The sequence below is a fragment of the Streptomyces silvae genome, assembly GCF_016745505.1.
Lineage (GTDB): Bacteria > Actinomycetota > Actinomycetes > Streptomycetales > Streptomycetaceae > Streptomyces > Streptomyces silvae.
The window spans coordinates 1-19,261 of the sequence record NZ_JAERUC010000104.1 but is presented as its reverse complement, the minus strand read 5'-3'; the positions used below and the strand labels follow the sequence as shown (position 1 = coordinate 19,261).

The following is a 19,261-nucleotide window of genomic DNA, read 5'->3' as shown; positions in this document are numbered from 1 at the left end:
AGTGGGGGCGATATGCCGGATGTAGGCCGTATGTCGAGGAGGGTTCAGGAGGCGGGCAGGATCTCGCGCAGCGATCCGGTGGTCACGTCGAAGACGAAACCGCGGATGTCGTCCGTGTGCAGGAGGAACGGCGAGGTGCGCACGCGCTGCATCGACTGGCGCACGTCCTGGTCGGCGTCCGTGTAGGCCTCCACCGACCAGACCGGGCGCTGGCCGACCTCGCGCTCCAGCTCCTGCCGGAAGTCCTCGGTCAGCGATTCCAGACCGCAGTTCGTGTGGTGGATGAGGACGATGCTGCGGGTGCCGAGCGCCCGCTGGCTGATGGTCAGGGACCGGATCACGTCGTCGGTGACCACGCCGCCCGCGTTGCGGATGGTGTGGCAGTCACCGAGCTCCAGGCCGAGCGCGGCGTGCAGGTCGAGGCGGGCGTCCATACAGGCGACCACGGCGACGTGCAGGACGGGCCGTGCGTCCATGCCCGGGTCGGTGAACGCCTCCGCGTAACGCGCGTTCAGTTCGACGAGGCGGTCGGTGACCGTGCCCTCGGAACGGGTCGCGGGGGAGGAAGGCGAATCGGTCTCGGCGGAAGGCTGCGCAGAAGTCGACATAGGTATGACGTTAGCGTTCGTGACCGCTCCTGGCGTGCTGTGGAAGGGGACAAAGAACGTCAACGTGGCTTGTTGTGAGGTAACCCACAAGCCTCACGGCCAGGCGTCCGACCGGGTGAGGTTCCCCTGCCGCCGCGGCGGTCCGACGCGCTGCGCGGTTCGTTGATCGGGAATGGATCGAATGGCAGGGTGGACTAAAGTGACGCGAAGTTACCGACACGCCTGCGCGTTCCGCATATTTTTACATGTTTCGAGTTCCCCGTGATGTGCGGCGTACGTGCGGCCCGGCCCTCTCCCGCTCGACGGCCGGCCGACGCCTCCTTCCCCGGCGCCGGCCGACCTCCCCTTCCGGGCGGGCGGGGACCAGACCGTATGTACCGCCACACGGGGCAGAGCCTGAGAGGGCGCTTTGAGCCAGACCCGACACGTCCCGGTGATGCTCCAGCGATGCCTGGACCTGTTGGCCCCGGCTCTGGAGGCGACGGGACCGCAGCCCCCTGTCGTCGTCGACTGCACCCTCGGGCTCGGCGGGCACAGCGAGGCCCTGCTCGAAGCCTTCCCCGAGGCCCGGCTGGTCGCCCTGGACCGTGACAAGGAGGCGCTGAGGCTCTCCGGCGAGCGCCTCGCGCCGTACGGCGACCGCGCCACGCTGGTGCACGCCGTCTACGACGAACTCCCCGAGGTCCTCTACCGGCTGGGGATCCCCAAGGTCCAGGGAGTGCTCTTCGACCTCGGTGTCTCCTCCATGCAGCTGGACGAGGCGGACCGCGGCTTCGCGTACGCCCAGGACGCGCCGCTCGACATGCGCATGGACCAGAGCACCGGCATCGGCGCGGCCGAGGTGCTCAACACCTACCCGCCGGGCGACCTGGTGCGGATCCTGCGCGCGTACGGCGAGGAGAAGCAGGCCAAGCGCATCGTCTCGGCCGTCGTGCGCGAACGCGAGAAGGAACCCTTCAGCAACAGCGCCCGCCTGGTCGAGCTGATCCGTGACTCCCTGCCGCAGGCCGCCAAGCGCACCGGCGGCAATCCGGCCAAGCGCACCTTCCAGGCCCTGCGCATCGAGGTGAACGGCGAACTCACCGTCCTGGAGCGGGCGATCCCGGCGGCGGTGGGGACCCTCGCCGTCGGCGGCCGGATCGCCGTCCTCTCGTACCACTCGCTGGAGGACCGCCTCGTCAAGCAGGTCTTCGCGGCCGGTGCCGCCAACACGGCGCCGCCCGGACTGCCCGTCGTCCCCGAGCGCTACCAGCCCCGGCTGAAACTGCTCACCCGCGGCGCCGAACTGCCCACCGAGGAAGAGGTCGCCGAGAACCGGCGGGCCGCCCCCGCCAGGCTGCGCGGCGCCCAGCGGATCCGCGAGGAGGAGCGATGAGCGCGCCCACCCGGGCCGCCCGGAAGCGGACGGGGACGGTGGCTCCGCGGTGACCGGGACGGCCGAGCAGATGAAGGGGCGGGCCGGCCGGCTCGCCCGGCTGATGCCGTCGGGGCCGAGCACCGCGGCCCGCACCCCCTTCGTCCTGCTGGTCGTGCTGCTGCTCGCGGGTGGCCTGATTTCGCTCCTCCTGCTGAACTCGGCGCTCAATGAAGGATCGTTCAGGCTGAGCAAGCTGAAGCGGGAGACCACCGAGCTCACCGACGAGCAGCAGGCCCTCCAGCGGGACGTCGACAACTACTCCGAACCCGACGCGCTGGAACGCCGCGCCAGGGAGCTCGGCATGGTGCCCGGCGGCAGCCCCGCCTTCCTCGACCCGGACGGGAAGGTCCGAGGAGTGCCCGAGCGGGCCACCGCGCAGCCTTCCCCCGCCGCCCCGCCCGAACCGGAGGCGAGCGCGGCCGGTTCCGCCTCCCCTTCCGGTTCCGTGCCGCCGTCGCCCTCACCGTCCCCCGCGACCCCGTCGACGGCGCCCGCCGCTCCGGCCCCGACCACCCCGACCCCGACGAGCTCCGGCAGGTGACGCAGTGCCGTCCAAGGAACCGCCGCGCCGCCGAGTACCCGGCCCCGCGCGCTCCCGCAACGCGGCCGGCGGCTCGGGACGCCCCCGGCCCGCGGCCCGCCCCGACCCCCGGCGTCCGGGGCGTCCGGTGGCCAGGAAGCGACGGGGCGGCTCCTCGCGGTCCATCCGGCTGGGCAGCCCGCGCCCGCGGCTGCGCCTGATCAGCCTCTGCCTGACCCTCGTCATGCTGGCGTTCGTCATCCGGCTCCTCCAGGTGCAGGCGGTCGACGCGAGTACGTACGCCGCCAAGGCCGAGAAGAACCGCTACCTGGAGTACACGATCGCCGCCGAACGCGGCGAGATCACCGACCGCAGCGGCATCGCCCTCGCCACCAGCGTCGACGCGCACGACATCACGGCCGACCCGAAGCTGTTCACGCCCGAGGACAGCAAGGCCCCGGACGCGCCGCAGCAGGCGGCCGCCCTCCTCGCCCCGATCCTCGGCAAGGACGAGGCGGAACTGGCGAAGAAGCTCTCCACCCCGAAGAGCCGCTACACCGTGCTGGCCCGCCGGCAGACCCCGCAGGTCTGGAAGCAGATCAAGGACCTCAAGTCCGTCTTCGCGGAGAAGGCGGCCGAGGACAAGGCGAAGGGCGGCCCCGGAGCCGACGTGCTGGCCGGGGTCCTCCAGGAGCCCACCACCAGGCGCGTGTACCCCAACGGCGACCTCGCCGCCGGGATACTGGGATTCGTCAACGCCGAGGGCAAGGGCGGCGGCGGGCTGGAAGCACAGCTGAACAAGCAGCTCCAGGGCGAGGACGGCAAGATCCGCTACGCCCAGGCGGGCGGCCGTCCCGTGCCGACCGCCGGCTCCACGGAGATCCCGGCCGTCGCCGGCGCCGACGTCGAGCTGACGATCGACCGCGACATCCAGTGGGCGGCGCAGCGCGCCATCGCCGACCAGGTCGAGAAGTCCCAGGCCGACCGCGGCTACGTCATCGTCCAGAACACCCGGACCGGCGAGGTGCTCGCCATGGCCAACGCCCCCGGCTACGACCCGAACGACCTCGCCCGGAGCAATGCGGCGGGCCTGGGCAACGCGGCCCTCCAGGACGTGTACGAGCCCGGCTCCACCAGCAAGGTCATGTCCATGGCCGCAGTGCTGGAGGAGGGAGCGGCCACGCCCGGGACGCACGTCACGGTCCCCAACCGGCTGCACCGGGGCGACCGGCTCTTCCGGGACGACATCGACCACCCCACCTGGTACCTCACGCTCAACGGCGTACTCGCCAAGTCGAGCAACATCGGCACCATCCTGGCCACCGGACAGCTGGGCAAGACCCAGGCCGAGGCCAACAAGGTCCTCCACTCCTACCTGCGCAAGTTCGGCATCGGCAGTACCACGGGGCTCGACTACCCGGGCGAGTCGCCCGGCATCCTCGCCAAGCCCCAGGACTGGTCGACCTCGCAGCAGTACACGATCCCCTTCGGCCAGGGCCTCTCGCTCAACGCCATGCAGGCGGCGTCGGTCTACTCGACCATCGCCAACGGCGGCGTCAGGATCGAGCCGAGCCTCGTCCGCGGCACCAAGGGCGCCGACGGCCGCTACACCGCCTCCGAGGCCCCCGAACGCACCCGGGTGGTCAGCGAGAAGACCGCCGGGACCCTGGCGAAGATGCTGGAGTCCGTGGTCGACGACCGGGAGGGCACCGGGACCAAGGCCCACATCCAGGGCTACCGCGTCGCGGGCAAGACGGGCACGGCCAACCGGGTCGATCCCGTACGCGGCATCTACAAGGGCTACACCGCGTCCTTCGCGGGGTTCGCCCCCGCGGACGATCCGCAGGTCACCGTCTACTGCGCCATCCAGAACCCCACCAAGGGCAGCTACTTCGGCGGCCAGATCTGCGGGCCGATCTACAAGAAGGTCATGGAGTTCGCCCTGAAGACCCTCCAGACCCCTCCCTCCGGCAGCGATCCAGCCCGGCTGCCGGTGTCCTTCAAGCCCGGCGAGTAACTCGGGGGAACCCTCAGTGACGACCATCACCCCTGATCCCGGGAACCGGAACGAGAAGTACCGCGACCCCGGCCCCTCACTTCGCGAGAGGCCGGGTCCGCCCGGTACGCTCACCGCCGTGCCCCACGCTGATCAGTGCCAAACCACTCAGAAGGACGCGCCTGTGACCTACCCGGGAGCGCCCCGACCGGACCGGATCCGGCCGACGTCCATCGGAGAGCTGGCCGCCCGGCTCGGTGCCGGACCGCAGGATTCCGGTGAGGTCACCGGAATCACCCACGACTCCCGGGCCGTGCGCCCCGGGGACGTCTACGCGGCCCTGCCCGGTGCCCGTTTCCACGGCGCCGACTTCTCCGCCCAGGCCGAGGGTCTCGGCGCCGCCGCGATCCTCACCGACCCGGCGGGCGCCGAGCGCGCCGCCGCCACCGGCCTGCCGGTCCTCGTCACCGACGACCCGCGCGGCCGTATGGGCGACATCGCGGCCGAGATCTACGGACGGCCGGGCGTCGGCCTCCTCCAGATCGGCATCACCGGAACGTCCGGCAAGACCACCACGGCCTACCTCGTCGAGGGCGGCCTGCGCGGTGCCGGACGCAGCACCGGACTGATCGGCACCGTCGAGATGCGGATCGGTGACGAGCGCATCAAGTCGGAGCGCACCACCCCCGAAGCCACCGACCTCCAGGCCCTGTTCGCCGTCATGCGCGAACGCGGGGTCGAGGCCGTCGCCATGGAGGTCTCCAGCCACGCCCTGGTGCTCGGCCGGGTCGACGGCTGCGTCTTCGACGTCGCCGTCTTCAACAACCTCAGCCCGGAGCACATGGAGTTCCACTCCGGCATGGAGGACTACTTCCAGGCCAAGGCGCAGCTGTTCACCCCGCAGCGCAGCAAGCTCGGGGTCCTCAACTTCGACGACGAGTACGGCCGCAGGCTCGTGAAGGAGGCGTCCGTCCCGGTCGTCACCTTCTCCGCCGAGGGCCACCCGGACGCCGACTGGCGGGCCGAGGACGTGGAGGTCGGCCCCCGGGACAGCACCTTCACCGTGATCGGCCCCAAGGACGAGCGCGTCACCGCCAGGGCCCCGCTGCCCGGCCCGTTCAACGTGGCCAACACCCTGGCCGCGATCGTCACCCTGGCCGTCGCGGGCGTCGACCCGCAGACCGCCGCCGACGGCATCGCGGACGTCCCGGGCGTGCCCGGCCGGCTGGAACGCGTCGACGCCGGACAGCCGTACCTCGCGGTCGTCGACTACGCGCACAAGACCGACGCCGTCGAATCCGTCCTGCGCTCCCTGCAGAAGGTCACCGAGGGCCGGGTGCACATCGTGCTCGGCTGCGGCGGCGACCGCGACACGACGAAGCGCGGCCCGATGGGCGCCGCCGCGGCACGGCTCGCCGACACCGCCGTACTGACCTCCGACAACCCCCGCTCCGAGGACCCCCTCGCGATCCTCGCCGCGATGCTCTCCGGCGCCGCCGAGGTCCCCGTCCACGAGCGCGGCGACGTGCTCGTGGAGGCCGACCGCGCCGCGGCCATCGCCGCCGCGGTCGCCCGCGCCGAGCCCGGTGACACCGTACTGGTGGCCGGAAAGGGTCACGAGCAGGGTCAGGACATCCACGGAGTGGTACGCCCCTTCGACGACCGGAAGGTCCTGCGCGAGGCCATCGAACGCTCCCTGGGACGCACGAGCACCGCGCAGGCCCCCGAGGCCCGCGTAGACACCCATGAGAACAACAGTCAGGGATGACCAAGTGATCGCCCTTTCCCTCGCCGAGATCGCCGGAATCGTCGGCGGGCAGCCGCACGACGTACCGGACCCGTCCGCCGTCGTCACCGGGCCCGTCGTCATCGACTCCCGGGAGGTGCGGCAGGGCTCCCTGTTCGCCGCGTTCGCGGGCGAGCGCGTCGACGGCCACGACTACGCGCAGCTCGCCGTCGAGGCCGGCGCGGTGGCCGTGCTCGCCGCCCGCCCCGTCGGTGTGCCCGCGATCGTGGTCGACGACGTCGTGGCCGCGCTCGGCGCCCTCGCCCGCGCCGCCGTGGAACGCCTCGGCACCACCGTCGTCGCGCTGACCGGCTCGGCGGGCAAGACGTCCACGAAGGACCTGATCGCCCAGATCCTGGAACGCAAGGCGCCCACGGTCTGGACACCCGGCTCCCTCAACAACGAGATCGGTCTGCCGCTCACCGCGCTCCGCGCCACGGCGGAAACCCGCCATCTCGTGCTGGAGATGGGTGCGCGCGGAATCGGCCACATCCACTACCTCGCCGACCTGACGCCTCCTCGGATCGGCCTGGTCCTCAACGTGGGCAGCGCCCACCTCGGGGAGTTCGGCAGCCGCGAGGCCATCGCCCAGGCCAAGGGCGAGCTCGTCGAGGTCCTCCCGGAGGACGGCGCCGCGATCCTCAACGCCGACGACCCGCTCGTGCGGGCCATGGCGTCCCGCACAAAAGCCCGGGTGCTCCTCTTCGGGGAGGGCCCGGATGCGGACGTACGGGGAGAGAACGTGCGGCTCACCGACGACGGCCGCCCCGCTTTCGAGCTCCACACACCCACCGGGTGCAGCGACGTGACCTTGCGCCTGTACGGTGAGCACCACGTGTCGAACGCGCTCGCCGCGGCCGCCGTCGCCCATGAGTTGGGCATGTCCGTGACCGAGATCGCCGATGCGCTCTCCGGGGCGGGCACCCTCTCCCGCTGGCGCATGGAGGTCACCGAGCGTCCGGACGGTGTGACGGTCGTCAATGACGCCTACAACGCGAACCCCGAATCCATGAAGGCCGCACTCCGTGCGCTGGCCGCCATGGGCAAGGCCCGACGGGCAGACGGGGGGCGCACGTGGGCGGTGCTCGGTCAGATGGCCGAGCTCGGTGACGCGTCGCTCGCCGAGCACGACGCGGTCGGACGGCTCGCCGTCCGGCTCAACGTCAGCAAGCTCGTCGCTGTCGGAGGAAGAGAAGCCTCCTGGCTGCAACTGGGCGCATATAACGAGGGTTCGTGGGGTGAGGAGTCGGTGCACGTGTCCGACGCACAGGCGGCCGTCGACCTGTTGCGCAGTGAACTGCGCCCGGGAGACGTCGTGCTGGTGAAGGCGTCCCGGTCGGTCGGCCTGGAGAAGGTCGCCATGGCACTGCTGGAGACGACCGAGGGCGAGGTCGCCGTCCGATGAGGCAGATCCTCTTCGCGGGGGCCATAGGGCTCTTCCTGACCCTGGTCGGTACCCCGCTTCTGATCAAACTTCTGGCCCGCAAGGGCTACGGGCAGTTCATCCGGGACGACGGCCCGCGTACCCACGGCAGCAAGAAGGGCACTCCCACCATGGGTGGGATCGCCTTCATCCTGGCGACGATCATCGCGTACATCCTGGCGAAGGTGATCACCGGCGAGGACATGCGCTTCTCCGGCGTCCTCGTCCTGTTCCTGATGGCCGGGATGGGCCTCGTCGGCTTCCTCGACGACTACATCAAGATCGTCAAGCAGCGCTCCCTCGGGCTGCGCGCCAAGGCGAAGATGGCCGGCCAGCTGATCGTCGGCATCGCCTTCGCGGTGCTCTCGCTCCAGTTCGCCGACATCCACGGCAACACCCCGGCCTCCACCAGGCTCTCGTTCGTCGAGGACTTCGGCTGGTCGATCGGCCCGGTGCTGTTCTGCGTCTGGGCGCTGTTCATGATCCTCGCCATGTCCAACGGCGTGAACCTGACGGACGGTCTGGACGGCCTGGCCACCGGCGCCTCGGTGATGGTCTTCGGCGCCTACACCTTCATCGGGCTCTGGCAGTTCCAGGAGTCCTGCGCCAACGCGGAGACGCTGACCAACCCCAGCGCCTGCTTCGAGGTACGTGATCCGCTCGACCTCGCGGTCGTCGCCTCCGCCCTCATGGGCGCCTGCTTCGGCTTCCTGTGGTGGAACACCTCGCCCGCGAAGATCTTCATGGGCGACACCGGTTCGCTCGCCCTCGGCGGCGCGCTCGCGGGTCTCGCGATCTGCTCGCGCACCGAGTTCCTGATGGCCATCCTCGGCGGCCTCTTCGTGATGATCACCATGTCCGTGGTCATCCAGGTCGGCTCGTTCAAGATGACCGGCAAGCGGGTCTTCCGTATGGCGCCCCTCCAGCACCACTTCGAACTCAAGGGGTGGTCCGAGGTCCTTGTCGTGGTCCGGTTCTGGATCATCCAGGGCATGTGCGTGATCGTCGGACTCGGCCTCTTCTACGCGGGATGGGCAGCCAAGAAGTGAGCAACGTGGACTGGCAGGGCAAGCACGTCACGGTCGCCGGTCTCGGCGTCAGCGGGATCCCCGCCGCCCGTGCCCTGCACGAGCGGGGAGCGCTGGTCACCGTCGTCAACGACCGCGACGACGAGCGCTCCCGCGCCCAGGCCGCCGAGCTGGAGGCGCTCGGGATCACCGTGCGCCTCGGCGACGGCGACACCCTGCCCGAGTCCACCGAGCTCGTCGTCACGGCCCCCGGCTGGAAGCCCGGCAAGCCGCTCTTCACGGCGGCCGCCGAGGCGGGTGTCCCCGTCTGGGGCGACGTCGAACTCGCCTGGCGGCTGAGGGGGCAGGACGGCCGGGAACCGGCACCCTGGCTCGCGGTCACCGGCACCAACGGCAAGACCACGACCGTGCGGATGCTCGCCTCGATCCTCGAGGCGGCCGGCCTGCGCACGGCCGCCGTCGGCAACATCGGGGTCTCTCTGCTGGACGCGGTGCTCGGCGACGAGACGTACGACGTCCTCGCCGTCGAGCTCTCCAGCTACCAGCTCCACTGGGCGCCCTCGCTGCGCGCCCACTCCGGGGCCGTGCTCAACCTGGCCCCCGACCACCTCGACTGGCACGGCTCCATGGCCGGTTACGCCGCCGACAAGGGCCGGATCTACGAGGGCAACCGCGTCGCCTGCGTCTACAACGCGCAGGACGCGGCGACGGAGGACCTCGTACGCGAGGCCGACGTCGAGGAGGGCTGCCGGGCCATCGGCTTCACCCTCGGCACCCCGGGCCCCTCGCAGCTCGGGGTGGTCGACGGCATCCTCGTCGACCGGGCGTTCGTCGCCGACCGGCAGAAGCAGGCCCAGGAGCTCGCCGAGACGAGCGACGTCAACCCGCCGGCCCCCCACAACATCGCCAACGCCCTGGCCGCGGCGGCGCTGGCCCGCGCCTTCGGCGTACCCCCGAAGGCCGTGCGCGACGGGCTGCGGGCCTTCCGCCCCGACGCCCACCGCATCGAACACGTCGCCGACGTCTCCGGCGTCACGTACATCGACGACTCCAAGGCCACCAACACCCACGCCGCCGAGGCCTCCCTCGCGTCCTACGACCCGATCGTCTGGATCGCCGGGGGCCTCGCCAAGGGCGCCACCTTCGACGAGCTGGTGACCGGGGCGGCGAAGCGGCTGAAGGGCGTCGTGCTGATGGGCGCCGACCGGGCCCTGATCCGCGAAGCCCTGGCGCGACACGCCCCCGAGGTACCGGTGGTCGACCTCGACCGGACCGACACTGGGGCGATGTCCGCAGCGGTCCGTGAAGCGGCACGGCTGGCGGGTCCGGGTGACACCGTCCTGCTGGCCCCGGCCTGTGCCTCGATGGACATGTTCGTCAACTACAACAAGCGGGGCGAGGCGTTCGCGGACGCGGTCCGCGAACTCGCCGACGAGAGCGCCTGACGGGCCCGGTCTCCGCGTCGTACCGTCCCTGAGGACCGGACGGCCCGGGAACCGGCCGTCAGCAGCACGGCCGGGGGCCCGGGCCCCCGGCGACAGCCCCGGGCACGAGCAGTGGAGGGGACAGCGACAATGCCGGCCGACGAGAGCTCAGCCGCCCGCGCGGCCGGCCGTTCACGGGCCACCGCCGCGATCCGCCGGGCGCTCACCCCGCCCCTGCCCGCAGGACCGCTGCCCGCGGGCCACGGGCCCCTCGCGGGGCCCGCCCTGCGCAGCAGGCCCGCCACCGGACCCCGACGGGCCCCCGCGCCACGCGGCAGGGGGCCGTCCGGAGCCGCCGGAGGCGTGCCGCCGGGGCCGCGCCGGGGCGCGGGGGTGCGCAGGAGCTACGAGCGGGTACGGCGGGCCTGGGACCGCCCTCTGACCGCGTACTACCTGATCCTGGGATCGAGCCTGCTCATCACGGTGCTCGGCCTCGTCATGGTCTACTCCGCCTCGATGATCAAGGCGCTGGAGCTGGCCCGGCCCGGCACGTACTTCTTCCGCAAGCAGTTCATCGCCGCCGTGATCGGCGCCGCACTGATGCTGCTGGCCTCCCGGATGCCCGTCAAACTCCACCGGGCGCTGGCCTACCCGCTGCTCATGGGCACGGTCTTCCTGATGATCCTGGTCCAGGTCCCGGGCATAGGGATGTCGGTCAACGGCAACCAGAACTGGATCTATCTGGGCGGCCCCTTCCAGCTCCAGCCCAGCGAGTTCGGCAAGCTCGCCCTCATCCTCTGGGGCGCCGACCTGCTCGCCCGCAAACAGGACAAGCGGCTGCTCGCGCAGTGGAAGCACATGCTCGTACCGCTCGTGCCGGTCGCCTTCATGCTGCTCGGACTGATCATGCTCGGCGGCGACATGGGCACCGCGATCATCCTCACCGCGATCCTCTTCGGCCTCCTCTGGCTGGCCGGCGCCCCCACCAGGCTCTTCGCCGGGGTGCTCGCCTTCGCCGGTCTCATCGGATTCCTGCTCATCAAGACCAGCCCCAACCGGATGTCCCGGCTCGGCTGCATCGGCGCCTCCGAACCGGGCCCCGGCGACTCGTGCTGGCAGGCGGTGCACGGAATCTACGCACTGGCCTCCGGCGGATGGTTCGGATCCGGGCTCGGCGCGAGTGTGGAAAAATGGGGTCAACTTCCGGAACCGCACACCGACTTCATCTTCGCCATCACCGGGGAGGAACTGGGCCTGGCGGGGACGCTGTCGGTACTGGCCCTCTTCGCGGCTCTAGGCTATGCGGGTATCCGCGTGGCCGGACGCACGGAGGACCCCTTCGTGAGGTACGCAGCGGGAGGCGTGACCACCTGGATCACGGCGCAGGCCGTGATCAACATCGGTGCGGTGCTCGGCCTGTTGCCGATCGCCGGTGTCCCGTTGCCGCTGTTCTCCTACGGGGGGTCGGCCCTGCTGCCGACCATGTTCGCTGTGGGACTCCTCATCGCCTTCGCGCGTGAGGACCCTGCGGCGAGAGCGGCCCTGGCCATGCGGACGCCCGGGGTCAGATGGAAGACGATGAGACGGCGCGTCATGAAGCGTCCGTCCGGAGAGCGGTGAATTTCGGTGCATGTCGTACTCGCCGGCGGGGGGACCGCCGGGCACATCGAGCCCGCGCTTGCCCTCGCAGACGCCCTGCGCAGGCAGGACCCGACCGTGGGAATCACTGCCCTCGGCACGGAGCGCGGACTCGAGACCAGGCTCGTACCCGAGCGGGGGTACGACCTGGCACTGATCCCTGCCGTACCGCTGCCGCGCAAGCCCACACCCGAGCTGATCACCGTCCCGGGGCGGCTGCGCGGCACCATCAAGGCCGCCGAGCAGATCCTGGAGCGCACCAAGGCGGACTGCGTGGTCGGCTTCGGCGGCTACGTCGCCCTGCCCGGCTATCTCGCGGCCAAGCGCGTCGGGGTCCCGATCGTCGTCCATGAGGCCAACGCCAGGCCCGGCCTGGCCAACAAGATCGGCTCCCGGTACGCCCACGGGGTCGCCGTCTCCACCCCGGACAGCAAGCTGCGCGGTGCCCGCTACATCGGCATCCCGCTGCGCCGGACCATCGCCACCCTCGACCGGGCCCGGGTCCGTCCGGAGGCGCGTGCCGCCTTCGGGCTCGACCCCAACCTGCCGACGCTGCTCGTCTCCGGCGGCTCGCAGGGCGCCCGCCACCTCAACGAGGTGGTCACACGGATCGCGCCGCTGCTCCAGCGGTCCGGGATCCAGATCCTCCATGTGGTCGGCCCGAAGAACGAATTGCCGCGCATCGACAACATGCCCGGGATGCCGCCCTACATCCCGGTACCGTACGTGGACCGGATGGACCTCGCGTACGCCGCGGCCGACATGATGCTCTGCCGCGCGGGCGCGATGACCGTCGCCGAACTCTCCGCCGTCGGGCTGCCCGCCGCCTACGTCCCGTTGCCCATCGGCAACGGCGAACAGCGGCTCAACGCCCAGCCGGTGGTGAACGCCGGCGGTGGCCTGCTGGTGGACGACGCGGCGCTCACCCCGGAATGGGTGCAGGGCAACGTCCTCCCGGTGCTCTCGGATCCGCACAGGCTGTACGAGATGTCCCGTGCCGCCGCGGAGTTCGGGCGAAGGGACGCCGACGACCTGCTCGTCGGCATGGTGTACGAGGCGATTGCCGCACGCCGCCAGGCGTGAGGCGGTGCGGACCCGGGGTGTGCGCCCCGGGTCCGGCGAAGGAGCGAGCGTGGCCGGACCGACGACCGCCCAGCGCGGCGAGGCCGAGCGGGCCGACACCCCGGCCCGCCCGCCCCACATCGGCCCCCAGGGGCCAGGACTGACGGGCCGTACGCGGCTGATCCTGGCCGCTCTCGGCCTCGTCATGATCTCGGCGGCCACGGTGTGGGTGCTCTACGGCTCGTCCTGGCTGAGGCTGGAGCGGGTGACGACCACCGGCACCGACGTCCTGACCCGGAGTGAGGTGGAGGCCGCCGCGGCGGCCCCGGTCGGGTCCCCCCTGATCTCCGTGGACACCGGTGCGATCGCTGACCGGTTGCGCCAGAAGTTGCCTCGTATCGACTCCGTGGATGTCGTACGGTCATGGCCGCACGGTGTCAGCCTTAAAGTGACCGAACGGAAACCGGTCCTGCTGGTTGAAAAGGGCGAAAAGTTCATCGAAGTGGACGCACAAGGTGTCCGCTTCGCAACCGTGGACAAGGCGCCGGCCCATGTCCCGCTCCTGGAGTTGAAGCCCGACCGGTCGGCGAGCCTTCGCCGCTTCGGCGGTGACCGTCTGCTGCGGGAAGCGGTCCGTGTCGCGGGAGATCTTCCGGGGAAGGTGGCGGGGGAGACCGAGGTCGTACGGGTCACCTCGTACGACTCCGCCGTACTGGAACTGACCGGGGGACGAACGGTGATGTGGGGCAGCAGTGAGCAGGGGCCCGTGAAGGCGCGGGTGCTCGCCGCTCTCATGAAAGCGTCTCCCAAAGCAGGACACTTCGACGTGAGCGCTCCCACCGCGCCTGCTGTGTCGAAGAGTTGACGCACGTTTCGCCTGGCCAACCCCCTGGTTGGTCAGCGCTACGGGTGATCACATAGGGTGAAAAGAAAAACGGGAGGTTCGGCGTGTTCGTTGAACGTGCGCCACTTGTCGACTTAGTGTCCTGTTCGGAAGAGTCCAAGAAGCAGACACACTGGTAACCCTAAACTTCAAGGTTAGGGTTTGGGTCGGCGTCCGGACCGACCCAATCGGCATCCGTCGTCGCGGCGGGACTACCGCGAAGCGACGACACGTAACTCGAGGCGAGAGGCCTTCGACGTGGCAGCACCGCAGAACTACCTCGCAGTCATCAAGGTCATCGGTGTCGGCGGCGGTGGTGTCAATGCCATCAACCGAATGATCGAGGTCGGTCTCAAGGGCGTCGAGTTCATCGCGATCAACACCGATGCGCAAGCACTGTTGATGAGCGACGCCGACGTCAAGCTCGACGTCGGCCGTGAACTCACCCGTGGCCTCGGCGCCGGGGCGAACCCGGCCGTCGGTCGTAAGGCGGCAGAGGACCACCGTGAGGAGATCGAGGAGGTCCTCAAGGGGGCCGACATGGTCTTCGTCACCGCCGGAGAAGGCGGCGGCACCGGCACCGGCGGCGCACCCGTCGTCGCCAACATCGCCCGTTCGCTGGGCGCCCTGACGATCGGTGTGGTCACCCGCCCGTTCACGTTCGAGGGCCGGCGACGCGCGAACCAGGCGGAGGACGGCATCGCCGAACTCCGCGAAGAGGTCGACACCCTCATCGTCATTCCCAACGACCGGCTGCTGTCCATCTCGGACCGCCAGGTCAGCGTGCTCGACGCGTTCAAGTCGGCCGACCAGGTGCTGCTCTCGGGTGTCCAGGGCATCACCGACCTCATCACGACCCCGGGTCTGATCAACCTCGACTTCGCCGACGTCAAGTCGGTCATGTCCGAGGCGGGATCGGCACTCATGGGCATCGGCTCGGCCCGCGGCGACGACCGTGCGGTGGCCGCGGCGGAGATGGCGATCTCCTCGCCGCTCCTGGAGGCGTCCATCGACGGCGCCCGCGGTGTCCTGCTCTCGATCTCCGGCGGCAGCGACCTCGGTCTCTTCGAGATCAACGAGGCCGCCCAGCTGGTGAGCGAGGCGGCCCACCCCGAGGCGAACATCATCTTCGGCGCGGTCATCGACGACGCGCTGGGCGACGAGGTGCGGGTCACCGTCATCGCCGCCGGATTCGACGGCGGCCAGCCGCCGGCCCGCCGGGAGAACGTCCTCGGATCGAGCGTCGGCAAGCGGGAGGAGTCGGCTCCGCCGGCCCGGACCGCCGAACCGGCCCGCCAGACCGGCGGACTGGGCTCCGTGCCCCCGCGCGAGGAGCCCCAGACGCCGGCCGAGCCGGCGCCGGTGGCGAACGAGACCTCGCTCCCGCCGGTCACCCCTCCGCACGTCCCGACGGCCCGTCCCTACCAGGACAACCAGGCCGAAGAGCTGGACGTACCGGATTTCTTGAAGTGATAGGTCCGCAGCACGCGGCGCGAGCCGCGGAGTCTTCGGCGGGCGGCGCCCATTTCGCCTTCACCGACAGGTGGGGCGGAGTGAGCGCCGTTCCGTACGAGGAGCTCAACCTCGGCGGCGCGGTCGGCGACGACCCCGCCGCCGTCGGCGCCAACCGGGCCCGTGCGGCCCGTGCGCTGGGTCTCGACCCGGCCCTGGTGGTCTGGATGAACCAGGTGCACGGGCGTGAGGTGGCCGTGGTCGAAGGCCCCTGGGGCGACACCCGGGACATCCCCGCGGTGGACGCGGTGGTGACGGCCCGGCGCGGACTGCCGCTCGCGGTGCTCACCGCCGACTGCACACCCGTCCTGCTCGCCGATCCGGCGGCCGGTGTCGTCGCGGCCGCCCACGCGGGACGGCCGGGTCTGGTCGCGGGGGTCGTACCGGCCGCCGTCGAGGCCATGATCGCGCTCGGCGCGGAACCGTCCCGGATCACCGCGCACACCGGACCGGCCGTCTGCGGACGGTGTTACGAGGTTCCGGAGCAGATGCGCGCCGAGGTCGCCGGGGTCGTCCCGGCATCGTGGTCGCAGACCTCCTGGGGAACCCCGGCGGTGGACGTCACGGCCGGGGTCCACGCCCAGCTCGCCGAGCTCGGTGTCACCGACCGGCACAGCTCGCCGTTCTGCACACTGGAATCCGGTGACCATTTCTCGTACCGCCGCGACCGCACCACAGGACGGCTCGCCGGATATGTCTGGTTGGACTGATAGGACATGACGGATCGCAGGGCTCAACTCGCGGCGAACCTGGCACAGGTGGAGGAACGCATTGCTTCCGCCTGCGCCTCGGCCGGCCGTAAGCGGGAGGAAGTGACCCTCATCGTGGTCACCAAGACCTACCCCGCGAGCGACGTGCGCATTCTGCACGAACTCGGTGTGCGTCAGGTCGCGGAGAACCGTGATCAGGACGCGGCGCCAAAAGCCGCGGCATGTGCGGATCTGTCGCTCACATGGCACTTTGTCGGACAGTTGCAGACCAACAAGGTTCGCTCCGTGGCCGGTTATGCCGATGTCGTGCAGTCCGTTGACCGGGTGAAGCTCGTCACCGCGCTCTCGGCGGCGGCGGTCCGGCGTGGGCGTGAGCTCGGCTGCCTCATCCAGGTCGCCCTCGACGCAGAGAGCGGTGAACGAGGGGACCGGGGCGGTGTCGCGCCCGACGCGATCGAGGAGTTGGCCGCGTCCGTCGAGGCGGCGGAAGGGCTCAGACTCGACGGTCTGATGACCGTCGCCCCGCTCGCCGGTCCCTACGCGGGCCGGCAGCGGGCCGCGTTCGACCGGCTGATGGAATTCTCATCACGCCTGCGCGGGAACCATCCGGCTGCGAACATGGTGTCTGCTGGGATGAGTGCGGATCTCGAGGACGCGATCGCGGCCGGAGCGACACATGTACGCGTCGGTACGGCGGTACTCGGAGTCCGACCCCGGCTCGGGTAACGTCGCGAAGCAAGTCGGACCACAGCAGAAAATATGGTCATTCCCGCTTCGAGCGGGCAGGCCGGAGTGGATCTCGGGCACTTGGTGACACGAATGCCGATCCACCACAGAGCGGAGGACTCGGAGCATGGCCGGCGCGATGCGCAAGATGGCGGTCTACCTCGGCCTCGTGGAGGACGATGGGTACGACGGTCCGGGGTTCGACCCCGACGACGAATTCGAACCCGAGCCGGAGCCCGAGCGGGACCGGCGGCGGCATCAGCCCGCGCACCCGGTGGAGCGGGAACGGGACGAACCGGTACGAGCGGTACAGCCACCCGCACCGCGGGAACCGGTTCAGCTCCCGGCGGAAAGCGGACGACCCGCCCGAATCGCCCCCGTGGCATCCATCACACCTGACCGCCCGAACATGGAGAAGAACGCACCGGTGATCATGCCCAAGGTCGTGTCCGAGCGGGAGCCCTACCGGATCACCACGCTGCACCCCAGGACCTACAACGAGGCCCGTACCATCGGGGAACACTTCCGCGAAGGCACTCCGGTGATCATGAATCTCACGGAGATGGACGACACCGATGCGAAGCGACTTGTCGACTTTGCCGCGGGACTCGTCTTCGGTCTCCATGGCAGCATTGAGCGTGTGACGCAGAAGGTGTTCCTGTTGTCGCCTGCTAACGTCGATGTCACGGCGGAGGACAAGGCCCGCATCGCAGAGGGCGGGTTCTTCAACCAGAGCTGAGAACACCGGGAACAACCCGGCCGGGAGGCCGGGGCTACGAGAGCCAGGGGAGAGGGAAGCGCGGGACATGGGCGTCGCACTGGATGTGGTCTATATCGCGCTGATGTGTTTCCTCATCGTGCTGATCTTCCGGCTGGTCATGGACTATGTCTTCCAGTTCGCACGTTCATGGCAGCCAGGCAAGGCGATGGTGGTCGTTCTCGAGGGCACTTACACTGTCACGGATCCACCGCTGAAGCTTCTGCGGCGGTTCATACCGCCGTTGCGTCTCGGGGGCGTGGCACTTGACCTGTCCTTCTTCGTTCTGATGATCATCGTCTACATTCTGCTCAATCTCGTGGGCAAGCTTGCGAGCAGCGTGTGAACGATACGGTCTTGCCGACTGCCGACGACTACGTAGAGGTGAAGAAGAGATGCCGCTGACCCCCGAGGACGTGCGGAACAAGCAGTTCACGACCGTCCGCCTCCGAGAAGGCTATGACGAGGACGAGGTCGATGCCTTCCTCGACGAGGTCGAGTCGGAACTGACCCGACTGCTCCGCGAGAACGAGGACCTGCGCGCCAAGCTGGCCGCCGCCACGCGTGCGGCCGCGCAGAACCAGCAGCAGCAACAGCAGCAGGGAATGCGTAAACCGCCGGAGCAGCAGGACCGGCCGGGGGCCCCGGTGCCCGCCGCCATATCTGGTCCGCCGGTACAGCAGCAGCAGCCCCCGCAGATGGGTCCCCCCCAGCTGCCCGGTGGCGCTCCGCAGCTGCCTGCCGGTCCCAGCGGCCATGGTCCTCAGGGCGGCCACGGTCCCGGTCCGCAGGGCCCGCACGGCCCCGGCCCGATGCAGGGCGGTCCCATGGGTGGCCCGATGGGCGGCCCCATGGGTGGTCACGCCCCGCAGCAGCAGCAGCAGCAGATGCAGCAGCAGCAGCAGATGCAGCAGCAGCAGATGCAGCAGCCCGGTCAGGGCCCCGGTGGCGACAGCGCCGCCCGTGTCCTCTCCCTTGCGCAGCAGACCGCCGACCAGGCGATCGCGGAGGCCCGTTCCGAGGCCAACAAGATCGTCGGCGAGGCGCGCAGCCGTGCCGAGGGCCTCGAGCGTGACGCCCGTGCCAAGGCGGACGCCCTGGAGCGGGACGCGCAGGAGAAGCACCGCGTGGCGATGGGTTCGCTGGAGTCGGCCCGCGCGACGCTGGAGCGCAAGGTCGAGGACCTGCGTGGCTTCGAGCGCGAGTACCGGACGCGTCTGAAGTCCTACCTGGAGAGCCAGCTGCGTCAGCTGGAGACCCAGGCCGACGACTCGCTGGCTCCGCCGCGGACGCCCGCCGCCGCCTCGCTGCCGCCGTCGCCTTCGCTGGCTCCGGCCGGTGCGGGTGCGATGGGGCACACCATGGGTGGCAACCACGGCGGTCACGGCAGCCAGCAGATGGGTGGCGGCAACCAGTCGATGGGCGGTGGCCCGTCGTACGGCGGCGGCCAGCAGCAGATGTCGCCCGCGATGACGCAGCCGATGGCACCGGTGCGGCCGCAGGCGCCGCAGCCGATGCAGCAGGCGCCGTCGCCGATGCGTGGGTTCCTGATCGACGAGGACGACAACTGAGCGGGACGCGCTCGCTGAGCGCGTAGCCGTCGGCAGGCAGAGGGCCGGGCCCCGGGGATTTCCCCGGGGCCCGGCCCTTTGTCGTGGCCGGCGCCGGTGGGGGCGGGAGCGGGGGCGTGGGTCGCTGCGCGGGGCTTGATCCCCTACCCGCCCCTTCCCGAACCGGGGCTCCGCCCCGGACCCCGCTCCTCAAACGCCGG

17 protein-coding genes are annotated in these 19,261 nt (G+C 70.5%); 16 read left to right on the top strand and 1 reads right to left on the bottom strand.

Annotated elements, in window-relative coordinates; genetic code table 11:
* Window positions 1-44: 44 nt before the first annotated feature.
* Entirely contained in the window at window positions 45-608 is a 564-nt protein-coding gene (locus tag JKV81_RS16370) for a beta-class carbonic anhydrase (RefSeq protein ID WP_124276923.1), read from the bottom strand.
* Window positions 609-1,017: 409 nt separating this feature from the next.
* Between JKV81_RS16370 and rsmH the strand changes: the two genes are divergently transcribed.
* From rsmH to JKV81_RS16290, 16 genes are all read left to right on the top strand, one after another.
* Window positions 1,018-1,983: a 16S rRNA (cytosine(1402)-N(4))-methyltransferase RsmH gene (gene rsmH / locus JKV81_RS16365; RefSeq protein WP_202076472.1), complete on the top strand. Its 966-nt coding sequence runs from the start codon at window positions 1,018-1,020 to the stop codon at window positions 1,981-1,983.
* A gap of 49 nt (window positions 1,984-2,032) precedes the next feature.
* Window positions 2,033-2,566 (top strand): cell division protein FtsL, encoded by a 534-nt coding sequence (gene ftsL, locus JKV81_RS16360; RefSeq protein ID WP_307820551.1) that lies wholly within the window; start codon window positions 2,033-2,035, stop codon window positions 2,564-2,566.
* A 4-nt stretch (window positions 2,567-2,570) separates the two neighbouring features.
* Window positions 2,571-4,562: a peptidoglycan D,D-transpeptidase FtsI family protein gene (locus tag JKV81_RS16355; RefSeq protein WP_124276926.1), complete on the top strand. Its 1,992-nt coding sequence runs from the start codon at window positions 2,571-2,573 to the stop codon at window positions 4,560-4,562.
* Between the two features lie 16 nt (window positions 4,563-4,578).
* On the top strand, window positions 4,579-6,309 hold the full coding sequence (locus JKV81_RS16350) for a UDP-N-acetylmuramoyl-L-alanyl-D-glutamate--2,6-diaminopimelate ligase (protein WP_129262210.1): 1,731 nt from the start codon (window positions 4,579-4,581) through the stop codon (window positions 6,307-6,309).
* Window positions 6,310-6,313: 4 nt separating this feature from the next.
* Window positions 6,314-7,732 carry a UDP-N-acetylmuramoyl-tripeptide--D-alanyl-D-alanine ligase gene (locus JKV81_RS16345; RefSeq protein ID WP_124276928.1) on the top strand — a complete coding sequence of 473 codons (1,419 nt, stop codon included), beginning with the start codon at window positions 6,314-6,316 and terminating at the stop codon, window positions 7,730-7,732.
* On the top strand, window positions 7,729-8,799 hold the full coding sequence (mraY, locus tag JKV81_RS16340; RefSeq protein ID WP_099176243.1) for a phospho-N-acetylmuramoyl-pentapeptide-transferase: 1,071 nt from the start codon (window positions 7,729-7,731) through the stop codon (window positions 8,797-8,799). Before JKV81_RS16345 ends, mraY begins: the two co-directional genes overlap by 4 nt.
* Window positions 8,781-10,223 carry a UDP-N-acetylmuramoyl-L-alanine--D-glutamate ligase gene (gene murD / locus JKV81_RS16335; protein ID WP_202076470.1) on the top strand — a complete coding sequence of 481 codons (1,443 nt, stop codon included), beginning with the start codon at window positions 8,781-8,783 and terminating at the stop codon, window positions 10,221-10,223. Before mraY ends, murD begins: the two co-directional genes overlap by 19 nt.
* A gap of 129 nt (window positions 10,224-10,352) precedes the next feature.
* Window positions 10,353-11,822: a putative lipid II flippase FtsW gene (gene ftsW, locus JKV81_RS16330; RefSeq protein ID WP_202076469.1), complete on the top strand. Its 1,470-nt coding sequence runs from the start codon at window positions 10,353-10,355 to the stop codon at window positions 11,820-11,822.
* Window positions 11,823-11,828: 6 nt separating this feature from the next.
* On the top strand, window positions 11,829-12,923 hold the full coding sequence (gene murG, locus JKV81_RS16325; protein ID WP_014156748.1) for an undecaprenyldiphospho-muramoylpentapeptide beta-N-acetylglucosaminyltransferase: 1,095 nt from the start codon (window positions 11,829-11,831) through the stop codon (window positions 12,921-12,923).
* A 49-nt stretch (window positions 12,924-12,972) separates the two neighbouring features.
* Window positions 12,973-13,767 (top strand): cell division protein FtsQ/DivIB, encoded by a 795-nt coding sequence (locus JKV81_RS16320; RefSeq protein ID WP_124276931.1) that lies wholly within the window; start codon window positions 12,973-12,975, stop codon window positions 13,765-13,767.
* A gap of 276 nt (window positions 13,768-14,043) precedes the next feature.
* The gene (gene ftsZ / locus JKV81_RS16315) at window positions 14,044-15,258 is read left to right on the top strand and encodes a cell division protein FtsZ (RefSeq protein WP_099176238.1); all 1,215 of its coding nucleotides are present in this window, start codon (window positions 14,044-14,046) and stop codon (window positions 15,256-15,258) included.
* Complete coding sequence (gene pgeF / locus JKV81_RS16310) at window positions 15,255-16,007, top strand: peptidoglycan editing factor PgeF (protein ID WP_124276933.1); 753 nt, start codon at window positions 15,255-15,257, stop codon at window positions 16,005-16,007. The genes ftsZ and pgeF overlap by 4 nt, the downstream gene beginning before the upstream one ends.
* 6 nt (window positions 16,008-16,013) lie before the next feature.
* A complete protein-coding gene (locus JKV81_RS16305; RefSeq protein WP_129262198.1) occupies window positions 16,014-16,733 on the top strand; it encodes a YggS family pyridoxal phosphate-dependent enzyme in 720 nt (239 codons plus the stop codon).
* Window positions 16,734-16,860: 127 nt separating this feature from the next.
* On the top strand, window positions 16,861-17,472 hold the full coding sequence (locus tag JKV81_RS16300; RefSeq protein WP_033303289.1) for a cell division protein SepF: 612 nt from the start codon (window positions 16,861-16,863) through the stop codon (window positions 17,470-17,472).
* Window positions 17,473-17,539: 67 nt separating this feature from the next.
* On the top strand, window positions 17,540-17,836 hold the full coding sequence (locus tag JKV81_RS16295) for a YggT family protein (RefSeq protein ID WP_031098947.1): 297 nt from the start codon (window positions 17,540-17,542) through the stop codon (window positions 17,834-17,836).
* Window positions 17,837-17,885: 49 nt separating this feature from the next.
* Window positions 17,886-19,061, top strand: coding sequence for a DivIVA domain-containing protein (locus JKV81_RS16290; protein WP_202076468.1), 1,176 nt, complete (start codon window positions 17,886-17,888; stop codon window positions 19,059-19,061).
* The last annotated feature ends 200 nt before the right edge of the window (window positions 19,062-19,261 follow it).

Coding starts and splice junctions, on each gene's coding strand:
- JKV81_RS16370 (WP_124276923.1), bottom strand. CDS start 608: ATGTCGACTTCTGCGCAGCCTTCCGCCGAGACCGATTCGCCTTCCTCC.
- mraY (WP_099176243.1), top strand. CDS start 7,729: ATGAGGCAGATCCTCTTCGCGGGGGCCATAGGGCTCTTCCTGACCCTG.
- murD (WP_202076470.1), top strand. CDS start 8,781: ATGGGCAGCCAAGAAGTGAGCAACGTGGACTGGCAGGGCAAGCACGTC.
- ftsW (WP_202076469.1), top strand. CDS start 10,353: ATGCCGGCCGACGAGAGCTCAGCCGCCCGCGCGGCCGGCCGTTCACGG.
- JKV81_RS16305 (WP_129262198.1), top strand. CDS start 16,014: ATGACGGATCGCAGGGCTCAACTCGCGGCGAACCTGGCACAGGTGGAG.
- JKV81_RS16300 (WP_033303289.1), top strand. CDS start 16,861: ATGGCCGGCGCGATGCGCAAGATGGCGGTCTACCTCGGCCTCGTGGAG.
- JKV81_RS16295 (WP_031098947.1), top strand. CDS start 17,540: ATGGGCGTCGCACTGGATGTGGTCTATATCGCGCTGATGTGTTTCCTC.
- JKV81_RS16290 (WP_202076468.1), top strand. CDS start 17,886: ATGCCGCTGACCCCCGAGGACGTGCGGAACAAGCAGTTCACGACCGTC.